This is a genomic window from Pseudomonas sp. P179 (genome assembly GCF_000478485.2).
Lineage (GTDB): Bacteria > Pseudomonadota > Gammaproteobacteria > Pseudomonadales > Pseudomonadaceae > Pseudomonas > Pseudomonas aeruginosa.
In genome coordinates this window covers 4,566,583-4,579,480 of record NZ_KI517354.1, presented here as the reverse complement: position 1 = coordinate 4,579,480, position 12,898 = coordinate 4,566,583, and the positions used below count along the sequence as shown (strand labels likewise).

General features: G+C 66.8%; 11 protein-coding genes. All 11 read right to left on the bottom strand.

The window, feature by feature from the left end; all coding sequences use genetic code 11:
• Positions 1 to 2 precede the first annotated feature (2 nt).
• From HMPREF1224_RS33425 to rsmH, 11 genes are read right to left on the bottom strand one after another with little or no spacing between them, the layout of a single operon-like run.
• Positions 3 to 962, bottom strand: coding sequence for a D-alanine--D-alanine ligase (locus HMPREF1224_RS33425; RefSeq protein WP_010793808.1), 960 nt, complete (start codon positions 960 to 962; stop codon positions 3 to 5).
• On the bottom strand, positions 959 to 2,401 hold the full coding sequence (murC, locus tag HMPREF1224_RS33420) for a UDP-N-acetylmuramate--L-alanine ligase (protein WP_003094121.1): 1,443 nt from the start codon (positions 2,399 to 2,401) through the stop codon (positions 959 to 961). The genes HMPREF1224_RS33425 and murC overlap by 4 nt, the downstream gene beginning before the upstream one ends.
• The gene (murG, locus tag HMPREF1224_RS33415) at positions 2,394 to 3,467 is read right to left on the bottom strand and encodes an undecaprenyldiphospho-muramoylpentapeptide beta-N-acetylglucosaminyltransferase (protein ID WP_003103107.1); all 1,074 of its coding nucleotides are present in this window, start codon (positions 3,465 to 3,467) and stop codon (positions 2,394 to 2,396) included. Before murG ends, murC begins: the two co-directional genes overlap by 8 nt.
• Complete coding sequence (gene ftsW / locus HMPREF1224_RS33410; RefSeq protein WP_003094125.1) at positions 3,457 to 4,656, bottom strand: putative lipid II flippase FtsW; 1,200 nt, start codon at positions 4,654 to 4,656, stop codon at positions 3,457 to 3,459. Before ftsW ends, murG begins: the two co-directional genes overlap by 11 nt.
• A complete protein-coding gene (gene murD, locus HMPREF1224_RS33405; RefSeq protein WP_010793807.1) occupies positions 4,656 to 6,002 on the bottom strand; it encodes a UDP-N-acetylmuramoyl-L-alanine--D-glutamate ligase in 1,347 nt (448 codons plus the stop codon). Before murD ends, ftsW begins: the two co-directional genes overlap by 1 nt.
• A 13-nt stretch (positions 6,003 to 6,015) precedes the next feature.
• Positions 6,016 to 7,098, bottom strand: coding sequence for a phospho-N-acetylmuramoyl-pentapeptide-transferase (gene mraY / locus HMPREF1224_RS33400; protein ID WP_003094129.1), 1,083 nt, complete (start codon positions 7,096 to 7,098; stop codon positions 6,016 to 6,018).
• On the bottom strand, positions 7,098 to 8,474 hold the full coding sequence (gene murF, locus HMPREF1224_RS33395; protein WP_010793806.1) for a UDP-N-acetylmuramoyl-tripeptide--D-alanyl-D-alanine ligase: 1,377 nt from the start codon (positions 8,472 to 8,474) through the stop codon (positions 7,098 to 7,100). Before murF ends, mraY begins: the two co-directional genes overlap by 1 nt.
• Positions 8,467 to 9,930, bottom strand: coding sequence for a UDP-N-acetylmuramoyl-L-alanyl-D-glutamate--2,6-diaminopimelate ligase (locus tag HMPREF1224_RS33390; RefSeq protein WP_003094133.1), 1,464 nt, complete (start codon positions 9,928 to 9,930; stop codon positions 8,467 to 8,469). Before HMPREF1224_RS33390 ends, murF begins: the two co-directional genes overlap by 8 nt.
• Positions 9,930 to 11,669, bottom strand: coding sequence for a peptidoglycan D,D-transpeptidase FtsI (gene ftsI / locus HMPREF1224_RS33385; RefSeq protein ID WP_003094139.1), 1,740 nt, complete (start codon positions 11,667 to 11,669; stop codon positions 9,930 to 9,932). The genes HMPREF1224_RS33390 and ftsI overlap by 1 nt, the downstream gene beginning before the upstream one ends.
• Positions 11,666 to 11,959: a cell division protein FtsL gene (ftsL, locus tag HMPREF1224_RS33380; RefSeq protein WP_003094142.1), complete on the bottom strand. Its 294-nt coding sequence runs from the start codon at positions 11,957 to 11,959 to the stop codon at positions 11,666 to 11,668. The genes ftsI and ftsL overlap by 4 nt, the downstream gene beginning before the upstream one ends.
• Positions 11,956 to 12,897 (bottom strand): 16S rRNA (cytosine(1402)-N(4))-methyltransferase RsmH, encoded by a 942-nt coding sequence (gene rsmH, locus HMPREF1224_RS33375; protein WP_003110151.1) that lies wholly within the window; start codon positions 12,895 to 12,897, stop codon positions 11,956 to 11,958. The genes ftsL and rsmH overlap by 4 nt, the downstream gene beginning before the upstream one ends.
• Position 12,898: the final 1 nt, after the last annotated feature.

Below are 12,898 nucleotides of genomic sequence, written 5' to 3'. Positions count from 1 at the left end.
GCTTATCCCCTCGCCTCGCGGCTATCGGCCAGGATCGCCAGCACCAGTTGCTGGAAATCCAGGCCGGCGGCCCGCGCGGCCATAGGCACCAGGCTGTGGTCGGTCATGCCCGGTGCGGTGTTGACTTCAAGCAGCCAGAAACGCCCTTCGGCGTCCTGCATCACGTCCGCCCGCCCCCAGCCCTGGATGCCCAGGGCGTCGCAGGCGCGCGCGGTGAGTTCCTTCAGCTCGCTTTCCTTGGCCTCGTCGAGACCGCAGGGCACCTGGTAGCGGGTATCGCTGGCCAGGTACTTGGCGTCGTAGTCGTAGAAGGTGTGCGGCGTGCCCAGGCGGATCGCCGGCAGCACCTGCCCGCGCAAGGTCGCCACGGTGAATTCCGGGCCGCTGATCCACTGCTCGACCAGCACCTGCGAGTCGTAGCGGGCCGCTTCGCGCCACGCCGCGATCAATTCGACGAGCCCGCCGACCTTGGCCATGCCGATGCTCGAGCCTTCGTGAGCCGGCTTGACGATCAGCGGGAAACCCAGTCGCTGCGCCGCTTCGCGGCAGTCATCCTCGCTGGCCAGCACCGCGTAGTCCGGGGTCGGCAGGCCGAGGCTGAGCCAGACCCGCTTGGTCCGCAGCTTGTCCATCGCCAGCGCCGAGGCCAGCACGCCGCTGCCGGTGTAGGGAATGCCCGCGCACTCGAGCAGGCCCTGCATGCTGCCATCCTCGCCGCCACGACCGTGGAGAATGATGAAGGCACGGTCGATCTTCTCCTCGACCAGGCGTTGCAGCAGGTCTTCACCGACATCGATGCCGAAGGCATCGACCCTGGCGGCCAGCAGGGATTGCAGGACCATCGCGCCGGACTTCAGCGACACCTCGCGCTCGGCGCTCTTGCCGCCGAACAGCACGGCAACGCGGCCGAACGCCTTGGGATCCTGGGTGCCGTTCAGCAGGCTATCGAGGCAAAGGTTCATGCGCCCTTCCCTCCCTTGCCGGCGAACAGCGGATTCTTGATCAGTTGCGGGGCCAGGCCACCGACATCGCCAGCGCCCTGGCAAAGCAGGATGTCGCCAGCGCGCAGCAGCGGCTTGACCAGCGGCGCCAGGTCGGCGTCGCGCTCGAAGTAGATCGGGTCGAGCTGGCCGCGCTGGCGGATGCTGTGGCACAGCTGGCGGCTGTCGGCTCCCGGGATCGGCTCTTCGCCGGCCGGATAGACCTCCATCAACAGCAGCACGTTGGCTTCGCCCAGCACCTGCACGAAGTCTTCGTACAGGTCGCGGGTACGGGTATAGCGATGCGGCTGGTAGACCATCACCAGGCGACGCTCCGGCCAACCGCCACGGATCGCCTTGATCACCGCGGCGACTTCGCGCGGATGGTGGCCGTAATCGTCCACCAGCATCACGCTGCCACCCTCGACCTGCAGCTCGCCGTAGACCTGGAAGCGCCGGCCTACGCCCTGGAAGCCGGACAGCCCCTGGACGATGGCTTCGTCGGAGATGCCCTCGTCGGTAGCGATGACGATGGTCGCCAGGGAATTCAGCACGTTGTGCAGGCCGGGCATGTTCACCGAGACGTCCAGCGGCTCGCGCTCCGGGCGCAACACGGTGAACCAGGTGCGCATGCCTTCCTGGCGGATGTTGATCGCGCGCACGTCGGCGTCTTCGCTAAGGCCGTAGGTCACGGTCGGGCGGGCGATCTGCGGGAGGATCTCACGCACAACCGGATCATCCACGCACATCACCGCCAGTCCGTAGAACGGCAGGTTGTGGAGGAACTCGACGAAGGTCTTCTTCAGCTTGTTGAAGTCGCCGCCGTAGGTCGCCATGTGGTCGGCGTCGATATTGGTGACCACCGCGACCATCGGTTGCAGGTGCAGGAAGCTGGCGTCGCTCTCGTCGGCCTCGGCCACCAGGTAGCGGCTGGCGCCGAGCTGGGCGTTGGTCCCGGCGGCGTTCAGCCGGCCGCCGATGACGAAGGTCGGGTCCAGGCCGCCGGCGGCGAACACCGAGGCGATCAGGCTGGTAGTGGTGGTCTTGCCGTGGGTGCCGGCTACCGCGATGCCGTGCCGGTAGCGCATCAGCTCGGCGAGCATCTCCGCACGCGGCACCACCGGAATCCGCCGTTCCAGGGCCGATGCCACTTCCGGGTTGGCCCGGTTGATGGCACTGGACACCACCAGCACGTCGGCGCCGTCGGCGTTTTCCGCCTGGTGGCCGATGAAGATCTGCGCGCCGAACTTCTCCAGGCGCTCGGTCACCGCCGAGGCCTTGAGGTCCGAGCCGGATACCTCGTAGCCGAGGTTCAGCAGCACTTCGGCGATCCCGCACATACCGGCGCCGCCGATGCCGACGAAATGGATGCGGCGGATACGGCGCATGGTCCGGGTGACGCCATTCGGTTCTTTAACCACGGGCCACCTCCAGGCAGGCATCGACCACCGTCCGGGTAGCCTCGGGTTTCGCCAGGCTGCGTGCCTGGTCTGCCATGGAGCGCAGGGTTTCGGGATGCATCAGGACCTCGGACAGCTGCGCGGCCAGTTCGGCCGCGCCGGTAGACTTTTGCGGCAGCAGGCGGCCGGCGCCGCTGCGTACCAGGAATTCGGCATTGCGGGTCTGGTGATCGTCGATCGCGTGAGGCAACGGCACCAGGAAGGCGGGCAATCCCGCCGCCGTCAGCTCGCTGACGGTCAGCGCGCCGGCGCGACAGATCACCAGGTCGGCCCAGGCGTAGGCCGCGGCCATGTCGCTGATGAAGGGCGCGACGTCCGCTTCGACCGCCACTGTGCGATAACGCTCGGCGGTAATCTCGGCATGCTGACGACCGGCCTGATGGCGGATTGCCGGACGGATTTCCAGCGGCACCTGCGCCAGGGCCTCTGGCAACAGCTTGTTCAGCGGTTCCGCGCCAAGGCTGCCGCCGAGCACCAGCAGATTGACCCGACGGCCGGTCAGCGGCGCGCGGGCGTGCGCGTCGAGGAATAGCTCGCCGCGCACCGGATTGCCGGTGGTCAGACGCTTGTCACTGGCCGGGAAGGTATCCGGGAATGCCTCGCAGACGCGCCTGGCGATCGGCGCCAGGCTGCGGTTGGCGGTGCCGGCCACGGCGTTCTGCTCGTGGATCACCAGCGGCACGCCGTTGAGGCGCGCAGCCAGGCCGCCCGGGCCGGTGACATAGCCACCCAGGCCGAGCACGCAGACCGGCCTCAGCTGGCGGATCACCCGCAGCGCCTGGAACAGCGACTTGAGCAGCTCCAGCGGCGCCTTGACCAGCGACTTCAGGCCCTTGCCGCGCAGCCCGCTGACCTGGATCAGGTGCAACGGCAGGCCGGCCTTGGGTACCAGGTCATTCTCGATGCCGCGCGGCGTCCCCAGCCAGTGCACGGCATAGCCGCGCGCCTGGAACTCCCGCGCACAGGCGAGCGCCGGGAACACGTGTCCGCCGGTGCCACCCGCCATGATCAGGACATTACCTTTCATCGGCAAAGTCCTCTTCGTTGAACTCATATTCCTCGCTACCCAGGTGGGTTCGCCGTTCCCATTCGATGCGCAGCAACATCCCCAGACAGGCACAGCAGATCACCAGCGAACTGCCGCCGTAGCTGAGGAACGGCAGGGTCAGGCCCTTGGTCGGCAGCAGGCCGACGTTCACCCCGATGTTGATCAGGAACTGGCCGATCCAGAGGAAGGCCAGGCCGTAGGCCACGTAGGCGGAGAAGAACTGCTTGGCCTGCTCGGCCCAGATGCCGATGTACAGCGCGCGCAGGCTGACGAACACGAACAGGGCGACGGTCGCCAGGGCGCCGACGATGCCCAGCTCCTCTGCAAGCACGGCGAAGACGAAATCGGTGTGCGCCTCCGGCAGGTAGAACTGCTTCTGGATGCTGTTGCCCAGTCCCATGCCCAACCAGCCGCCGCGGCCGAAGGCGATCAGCGCCTGGCTCAACTGATAGCCGGCGCCGAACTGGTCGGCCCAGGGGTCGGTGAAGTTGGTCAGGCGTGCCATCCGGTAGGGCTGGGTCTGGATCAGCAGGACCACCGCGCCGACCGCCAGCAGCACCATCAGGCCGAAGCGGAACAGCCCCACCCCGCCGAGGAACAGCATGGCCGCGGCAGCGCCCATCATTACCACGGTGGCGCCGAAGTCCGGCTCGCGCAGCAGCAGGCCGGCCATCGGCAGCAACACCACGAAGGGCTTGAAGAAGCCCATCCAGCTTTCCCGGACCTCCTGCTGGCGGCGGATCAGGTAGCCGGCCATGAAGATCACCACGCAGACCTTGGCGATCTCCGAAGGCTGGATGTTGAACAGGCCGAAGCCGATCCAGCGCATCGAGCCGTTCACCTCGCGGCCGATACCGGGGGTGATCACCAGCACCAGCAGGCCGAAGGCGACCAGCAACAGCTTCCAGCCCCAGCGCTGCCAGGTGGCCATCGGGACCATCATGGTCAGGCCGCAGGAAATCAGGCCGATCACCAGGTAGATCAGGTGACGGACGGAGAAGTACAGCGGGTTGCCCGACTGCGCCGCCGCCACCTCGGAAGAGGCGGAAGTCACCATCACCAGGCCGAGGCCGAGCAGCGCCAGGCAACCCGCCAGCAGCGGGAAGTCCAGGTCGATGCCGTGCCGGCTCAACAGCGGCGACGGGAAGGGGCGCAACACCGACAGCATCACGCTAGCTCCTCTACGGCTTTGGCGAACAGGCGTCCGCGTTCTTCGAAGTTCTTGAACATGTCCAGGCTCGCGCAGGCCGGCGACAACAGCACCGCATCGCCTTCGCGGGCCAGCTCGGCGGCCTGCCGGACTGCTTCGTCCAGCGTTGCGACGCGCACCAGCGGTACCGCGTTGCCCAGTGCCTGGGCAATCAGCCCGGCGTCACGGCCAAGCAGTACCACCGCCCGGCAGAAGCGCGCGACCGGCTCGCGCAGGTCATGGAAATCGGCGCCCTTGCCGTCTCCGCCGGCGAGCAGCACCAGCTTGCCGTCGATGTCGGCACCCAGCCCCTCGATCGCCGCCAGGGCGGCGCCGACGTTGGTGGCCTTGGAATCGTCGTAGTAGCTCACGCCCTGCCGCTCGCGTACCCACTGGCAGCGATGAGCCAGGCCGGAAAACGCCTTCAGCGCGCCGAGCATGGTGTCGAACGGCAGGCCGACCGCATGGCCCAGCGCCAGCGCGGCGAGCGCGTTGGAATAGTTGTGGGCGCCACGGATCTTCAGTTCGCCAACCGGCAGCAGCTTGTCGAACTGGAACGCCAGCCACTTCTGGCCGTCTTCCTCGATCAGGCCGAAAGCCTTGAAGTCCGGCTTGTTCAGGCCGAACGACCAGCACGGCACGGTATCGGCGATCAGCGGTCGGGTCAGGGCATCGGCGCGATTCACCACGACCTGGCGGGCACCGCGGAAGATCCGGTGCTTGGCCAGGTGGTAGTCAGCCATGCCGTCGTAGCGATCCATATGGTCTTCGCTGACGTTCAGCACGGTCGCCACCTCGGCGTTGAGGCGATCGCAGGTTTCCAGCTGGAAGCTCGACAGCTCCAACACGTACAGCTCGATGTCGTCGGCCAGCAGGTCGAGCGCCGGGGTGCCGAGGTTGCCGCCGACGGCGACACGCTTGTCCGCGGCCACCGCCATTTCGCCCACCAGGGTGGTCACGGTGCTCTTCGCGTTGGAACCGGTGATGGCGACGATCGGGGCCTTCGCCTCGCGGGCGAAGAGATCGATGTCACCGGAGATGCGCACGCCTTTCGCGGCGGCCTGTACCAGCGCGGGGGTGCGCAGCGACAAGCCGGGGCTGACGTAGAGTTCGCGGGCGGAGCAGAGGAACTCGGCGTCGAGTTCGCCGCAACGCACTTCCACCTGCGGATACTGGGCACGCAGGGTGGCCAGCTCCGGCGGGTTCTCTCGGGTATCGACCACGGCGAAAGGCAAGCCGCGGCGCGCCAGGTAGCGCACCAGGGACATGCCGCTCTTGCCGAGGCCGACAACGATGCGGAAGTGGTCGGAGGCGATCAGGCTCATGCTCTCTTCGTCCTCAACGCAGCTTCAAGGTGGCGAGGCCGATCAGCACCAGGATCACGGTGATGATCCAGAAGCGCACGATCACGCGCGGCTCCGGCCAGCCTTTCAGTTCGAAATGGTGATGGATCGGCGCCATGCGGAAGACGCGGCGTCCGGTCAGCTTGAAGGAAGCGACCTGGATCATCACCGAGAGGGTTTCCATGACGAACACCCCACCCATGATGAACAGCACGATTTCCTGGCGCACGATCACCGCGATGGTGCCCAGCGCGGCGCCCAGCGCCAACGCGCCGACGTCGCCCATGAAGACCTGCGCCGGATAGGTGTTGAACCAGAGGAAGCCGAGGCCGGCGCCGACCAGCGCGGCGCAGAACACGATCAGCTCGCCGGCGCCCGGTACGTTGGGAATCAACAGGTACTCGGCGAACTTCACGTTGCCCGACAGGTAGCAGAAGATGCCCAGCGCGCCGGCAACCATTACCGTCGGCATGATCGCCAGGCCGTCGAGACCGTCGGTGAGGTTCACTGCATTGCTCGAACCGACGATGACGAAGTAGGTCAGGACCACGAAGAAGATGCCCAACTGGATCTCGACGCTCTTCAGCATCGGCACGATCAGGGTGGTCTCGATCGGGGTTTCGGCAGTCATGTAGAGGAACACGGCGGCGCCGATGCCGAACACCGACTGCCAGAAGTACTTCCAGCGGCTCGGCAGGCCACGGGAGTTCTTCTCGATCACCTTGCGGTAGTCGTCCACCCAGCCGATGGCACCGAACAGCAGGGTAACGACCAGCACTACCCACACGTAGCGGTTGGAAAGATCCGCCCACAGCAGCGTGCTGATGGCTATGGCGGTAAGGATCAGGGCGCCGCCCATGGTCGGGGTGCCCTTCTTCGACAGGTGCGACTGCGGACCGTCGTTGCGCACGGCCTGGCCGATCTGGCGGATCTGCAAGGTACGGATCATCCAGGGCCCCAGCCACAGCGACAGCGACAGCGCGGTGAGCACGCTGAGAATGCCGCGCAGGGTCAGGTACTGGAAGACGCCGAAGCCCTTGTAGAACTGTTGCAGGTATTCGGCCAGCAGCAGGAGCATTAGTGACTCTCCTCGGAGGAACCGCACAGCGCCGCGACGACTTTGTCCATCGCCGCACTGCGGGAACCCTTGATCAAAATGGTGGTTGTCGGTTGTTCGGTGGCCAGCGCCCCAATCAGGCTGGCCTGGTCGGCGAAGTGCCGGCCCGTGGCGCCGAACGCCTGTACGGCGTGGGCCATCAGCGGTCCGACCGCATAGAGCGCGGACACCTTGCCAGCGGCGTAGGCGCCCACCTCGCGGTGGGCCTGCTCGGCCCAGGAACCGAGTTCGCCCATGTCTCCGAGGACCAGGACGGTGCGCCCGGAAAAGCCGCTCAGTATATCAATCGCCGCCAGCATTGACGCGGGGTTGGCGTTGTAGCTGTCGTCTATCACACGCAGCCCGCTGGCGGTCAGTTGCGCTACCGCGCGGCCCTTGACCGGCTGCAGCGCCTGCAGCCCGGCGACGATCCCATCCAGCGGCACGCCCAGTGCATGGGCGGCAGCGGCGGCAGCCAGGGCATTGGCGACATTGTGCCGCCCCAGCAGGTTGAGCTGGACCTGCGCTTCACCCGCTACGCCCTGCAGCCTGAAGCCCATGCAGCCACGCGCATCGCGCTGCAGATCGGCGGCGCGGAAATCGGCCTGGGGCCGGTCGAGGGAGAAAGTCAGCAACGGACGGCCGCTGGCACGGGCCTTCCAGGTGTCGAAGGCCTTGTCGTCCAGGTTCAGCACGGCGGTGCCGTCGGCGGCCAGCCCTTCGAGTATCTCGCCCTTCGCCTCGACGATCTTCTCCGGTCCGCCGAACTCGCCGACATGGGCGGTTCCGGCATTGGTGATGATCGCCACGTGCGGGCGGGTCAGCTCAACCGTGTAGGCGATCTCGCCGATGCGCGAGGCGCCCAGTTCGATCACTGCGCTACGGTGCTGCGGCGCCAGTTGCAGCAGGGTCAGCGGTACGCCGAGGTCGTTGTTCAGATTGCCACGGGTAGCCAGCACCGACTCGGCATCGCCGGCCTGGGTACGCAGGATGCTGGCGAGCATCTCCTTGACCGTGGTCTTGCCGCTGGAGCCCGTCATGGCCGCCAGCGGGCCGGTGAACTTGCGCCGGTTCAGCGCGCCCAGTCGCCCCAGGGCCGCACGGGTATCGCGCACCAGCAATTGCGGCAGGGGCGCGTCGGCGACTTCGCGCTCCACCAGCACAGCCACCGCGCCCTTGGCGGCAACCTCGGCGAGATAGTCGTGGCCGTCGAAACGCGGCCCACTCAGGGCAATGAACAGTTGGCCGGGCCCGATGGCGCGACTGTCGGTGGAAACCGCCGAAAAGACGGCGTCCTCGCCGATCAGGCGGGCGTCCAGCGCGACCGTCAACTGGCTGAGGCGAAGAGGCTCAAGCATGCGGCACCTCCCAGGCGGCCAGGGCGCGCTCGGCCTGCTCGATGTCGGAGAACGGATGGCGTACGCCGTCGATCTCCTGATAATCCTCGTGACCCTTGCCAGCCAGGAGCACCACGTCATCCACCGCAGCGGAAGCGATCAGATGGGCGATCGCCTCACCGCGCGACGGCAGGAAGGTAACCTTGTCAGCGGCAGCGAAGCCTTTGCGGATATCGGCGATGATCGCCGCACTGGCCTCGGTGCGCGGGTTGTCGTCGGTGACCAGCACCCCATCCGCCAGGCGTTCGGCGATCGCAGCCATCAGCGGACGCTTGCCGGCATCGCGATCGCCACCGCAGCCGAACAGGCACAGCAGGCGCGCGGCCGCGTGCGGACGCAGGGCCTCCAGGACTTTTTCCAGGGCGTCGGGAGTATGCGCGTAGTCCACCACCACCAGCGGCTTGTCGCCGCCTCCCAGGCGCTGCATGCGGCCGACCGGCCCCTGCAGTTGCGGCAAGGTGCGGAGGATATCGCCCAGGGGATAACCCAGGCCAAGCAACGCACCGACCGCCGCCAGCAGGTTGCTCAGGTTGAAGCGGCCGAGCAACGGGCTGCGCAGCAGGCCCTCGCCGTGCGGAGTGACCAGCGCCGCCTCGATGCCGGCGTCGCCGAAGCGCGCTTCGCGGCAATAGAGGAACGCCGAGCTGTCGGTGAGGCTGTAGGTGATCAGCTCCGAGTCCTGCTCCTCGCCGGCCAGTCGACGGCCGAAATCGTCGTCCAGGTTGATCACCCGGCAGCGCAGGCCCGGCCAGGCGAACAGCTTGGCCTTGGCGGCGGCATAGGCTTCCATCGAACCGTGATAGTCGAGGTGGTCGCGGGACAGATTGGTGAACACCGCGATATCGAAACCGAGCGCCGCCACGCGGCCCTGGTCGAGGCCGTGGGAAGACACTTCCATCGCTACCGCGCGGGCGCCGGCCTGCTTCAGCGTGGCCAGCGTGGCCTGCACCGCGAGCGGGTCCGGCGTGGTGTGCCGGCCGCTCTCCAGGGCGCCGTAGAAACCGGTGCCGAGGGTGCCGACGATGCCGCAGCGCTCGCCGAGCAGATCCAGGGCCTGGGCCACCAGTTGGCTGACGCTGGTCTTGCCGTTGGTGCCGGTGACGCCGATCAGGTCCAGCCCGCGGCTCGGCTCGCCGTAGAAACGCCCGGCGACCGCCGACAGTTGCGCGGCCAGCCCCTTCACCGCGATCAGCGGCGCATCGCTGGGCGGCAGCTCTCCGGCGCCTTCCGCCTCGTAAGCCACGGCAGCCGCGCCCTTGGCCAGGGCATCGGCGATGTGCGCACGACCATCCTGGCGCCCGCCCGGCACCGCCAGGAACAGGTCGCCCGGACGAACGCCGCGGCTATCCAGGGTCAGCTCGCGGATCAGCAGATCGCGCTCGGCCTGGGGAAACAGTTGGTTCAGGCTCATAGGCATCAGCCACGCCCTCCTTTTGCGGGCGCAGCATTGACCTGCTGCTGTTCGGTGGCCGTCGGCAGGTTATCCGGCGGCACGTTCATCAGGCGCAGCGCGCCAGCCATGACCTTGCTGAACACCGGCGCCGACACCAGGCCGCCGAAGTAGCCCGCCTTGCTCGGCTCGTCGATCACCACGACCATCGCGATGCGCGGATCGGTGGCCGGGGCGAAACCGGCGAACAGCGAGCGATAGGCGTTTTCCCGGTAGCCCTTGGTGCCGACCGAGACCTTGCGCGCGGTCCCGCTCTTGCCGGCGGCGTGGTAACCCGGCACCTGGGCGCGGAACACCCCGCCCTGGGCCTCGACCACTTGTTGCAGCATGCCCTGCACGGTGGAAGCCACTTCAGGCGAGATCACCTGCACACCATCCGGCACGCGGTCGACTCGGGTCATGCTCAGCGGCACGCTCTTGCCGTCGTTGGCCAGGGCCGCATAGGCATGCGCCAACTGGATCGCGGTTACCGAGAGACCGTAGCCGTAGGCCAGGGTCGCGGTTTCCGCCTTCGGCCACTTGCGGTGGTTGGGCAGGTTGCCGACGCGCTCGCCGGGGAAGCCCAACCCCGTGTCCTGCCCGAGACCGACCTGTTGCATGACCGAGTAGATGGATTCGGCGCCGATGTCGAAGGCGATCTTGCTGATGCCGACGTTGCTCGACTTGATCAGGATGCCGGTGAGATCGAGTTGCCGCGAATTGCGCGATACGTCGCGAATGGTGTAGCGGCCGATCTGCAGGGTGCCCGGGTAGACGTCGACGATATCGCTGGGTTTCCAGCGCCCGCTGGCCAGCGCCGCGCTCATCGAGAACGGCTTGACCGTCGAGCCCGGCTCGAACACGTCGATCATCGCCCGGTTGCGCATGGCCGCCGGCTGCAGGTTACGACGATTGTTCGGGTTGTAGGTGGGCTGGTTGGTCATGGCCAGGATCTCCCCGGTCTTCACGTCCATGATCACCAGGCTGCCGGCCTTGGCGCCGTTTTCCAGCAGAGCGTTGCGCAGTTCGCGATGAGCCAGGTACTGCAGGCGCAGGTCGATGGACAGCGCAAGGGTCTTGCCCGGTTTGGCATTCTTGGTGACCTGCACGTCCTTGATCACGCGGCCACGGCGATCCTTGAGCACCTGGCGCTTGCCCGGCACGCCGGCCAGCCATTCGTCGAAAGCCAGCTCGATACCTTCGCGACCGCGGTCGTCGACATCGGTAAAGCCGACCGCATGGGCCACCACTTCGCCAGCCGGGTAGAAACGCCGAAACTCCTCGATGGAGTACACGCCGGGCACCTTCAGGGCGATCACGCCTTCGCCCTGCTCCGGGGTCAGCCCACGGACCAGATAGATGAACTCGCGCTCGGCGTTCTGCTCGATGCGGTCGGCGAACAGCTTGGTATCCTGCCCGAGCGCCGCCGCCAGTTGCGGCCAGCGTTCCTTGGCGGTCATCAGCTCCTTGGGGTTGGCCCACAGGGTGGTGACCGGGGTGCTCACCGCCAGCGGTTCGCCGTTGCGGTCAGTGATCAGGCCCCGGTGCGCAGGGATGGCGATATGCCGCACGCTACGCGCGTCGCCCTGGCCCTTGAGGAAGTCATGGTCGATCACGTGCAGGTCGACGATTCGCCAGACGATGGCGCCGACCATCGCCAGCAGCAGGCCGACGATCACGCAGAACCGCCATGGGTAGAGGGCGCCCTGGAAATAATTCAGTTTCATGGCGCCACCATCCTGACCTCGGCCGGGTCGGGAACGCGCATGCGCAACTGTTCCACCGCCAGGCTTTCGATGCGGCTATGGGCGGTCCAGGTGCTCTGCTCGAGAATCAACCGGCCCCACTCGGCCTGCGCCTTGTCGCGCACGCTCAGCTCGGAATACAGCGAGTTGAGCAGTTGCCGGTTCCAGTAGGTGCTGTAGGCCACGGCAATCGCCGAGAGCAGCAGACCTATATAAAGCAGCAACATGAGGAAGCTGCCGGTAGGCAGGCGCTTGACGAAGAGACGGCTCATCTCAGCTTCTCCGCCACGCGCATGACCGCGCTGCGCGAGCGCGGGTTGGCCTTGAGTTCTTCTTCCGAAGCGTACTGCGGCTTGCCCAGCAGCTTCAGGCGCGGCTCGAAGACCTTGGAACGGATCGGCAGGTCGCGCGGCAGGTTGTCCGCCTCGCCCTTGGCGTGCTTGCGCATGAACAGCTTGACGATGCGGTCTTCCAGGGAATGGAAACTGATCACCACCAGCCGGCCGCCGACGGCCAGCGATTCGAGCGCGGCGTCAAGGCCACGCTCGAGATCGCCCAGCTCATTGTTCACATGGATGCGCAGGCCCTGGAATGCGCGGGTCGCCGGATTCTTGCCCTTCTCCCAGGCGGGGTTGGCAACCGTGATCACTTCGGCGAGATCGGCAGTTCGTTCGAACGGCCGCTCCTGACGGCGCTGCACGATGGCGCGGGCCATCCGCTTGGCGAAGCGTTCTTCGCCATATTCCTTGAAGACCCGGGCGATTTCCTCTTCGGTGGCGTTGGCGATGAACTCCGCTGCGCTGATGCCCTGGCCGGGATTCATGCGCATGTCCAGCGGACCATCGTTGAGGAAGCTGAAGCCGCGCTCGGGATCGTCGAGTTGCGGCGACGACACGCCAAGGTCGAGCAGGACGCCATCGACCCGCCCTTCGAGACCGCGTGCGCGCACCTCATCGCCCAGTTCGGCGAACGAGCGCTGCACAATGACGAAGCGGCCGTCTTCGGCCGCCAATGCTTTTCCTGTCTGGATGGCCTGGGGATCTTTGTCGAATCCGAGCAGGCGTCCCCCGGCGCCCAGTTTCTCGAGCAAGGCTCGACTATGGCCCCCTCTTCCGAAGGTACCGTCCAGATAGCAGCCGTCCTCCCGCGGGGCCAGTGCGGAAACGGCCTCCTCGAGCAGAACGGTGATATGGCGGTAGGTGGCATTCATA

Coding starts and splice junctions, on each gene's coding strand:
- mraY (WP_003094129.1), bottom strand. CDS start 7,098: ATGCTCCTGCTGCTGGCCGAATACCTGCAACAGTTCTACAAGGGCTTC.
- HMPREF1224_RS33390 (WP_003094133.1), bottom strand. CDS start 9,930: ATGCCTATGAGCCTGAACCAACTGTTTCCCCAGGCCGAGCGCGATCTG.
- rsmH (WP_003110151.1), bottom strand. CDS start 12,897: ATGAATGCCACCTACCGCCATATCACCGTTCTGCTCGAGGAGGCCGTT.
- HMPREF1224_RS33425 (WP_010793808.1), bottom strand. CDS start 962: ATGAACCTTTGCCTCGATAGCCTGCTGAACGGCACCCAGGATCCCAAG.
- ftsL (WP_003094142.1), bottom strand. CDS start 11,959: ATGAGCCGTCTCTTCGTCAAGCGCCTGCCTACCGGCAGCTTCCTCATG.
- murF (WP_010793806.1), bottom strand. CDS start 8,474: ATGCTTGAGCCTCTTCGCCTCAGCCAGTTGACGGTCGCGCTGGACGCC.
- ftsW (WP_003094125.1), bottom strand. CDS start 4,656: ATGCTGTCGGTGTTGCGCCCCTTCCCGTCGCCGCTGTTGAGCCGGCAC.
- ftsI (WP_003094139.1), bottom strand. CDS start 11,669: ATGAAACTGAATTATTTCCAGGGCGCCCTCTACCCATGGCGGTTCTGC.
- murD (WP_010793807.1), bottom strand. CDS start 6,002: ATGAGCCTGATCGCCTCCGACCACTTCCGCATCGTTGTCGGCCTCGGC.
- murG (WP_003103107.1), bottom strand. CDS start 3,467: ATGAAAGGTAATGTCCTGATCATGGCGGGTGGCACCGGCGGACACGTG.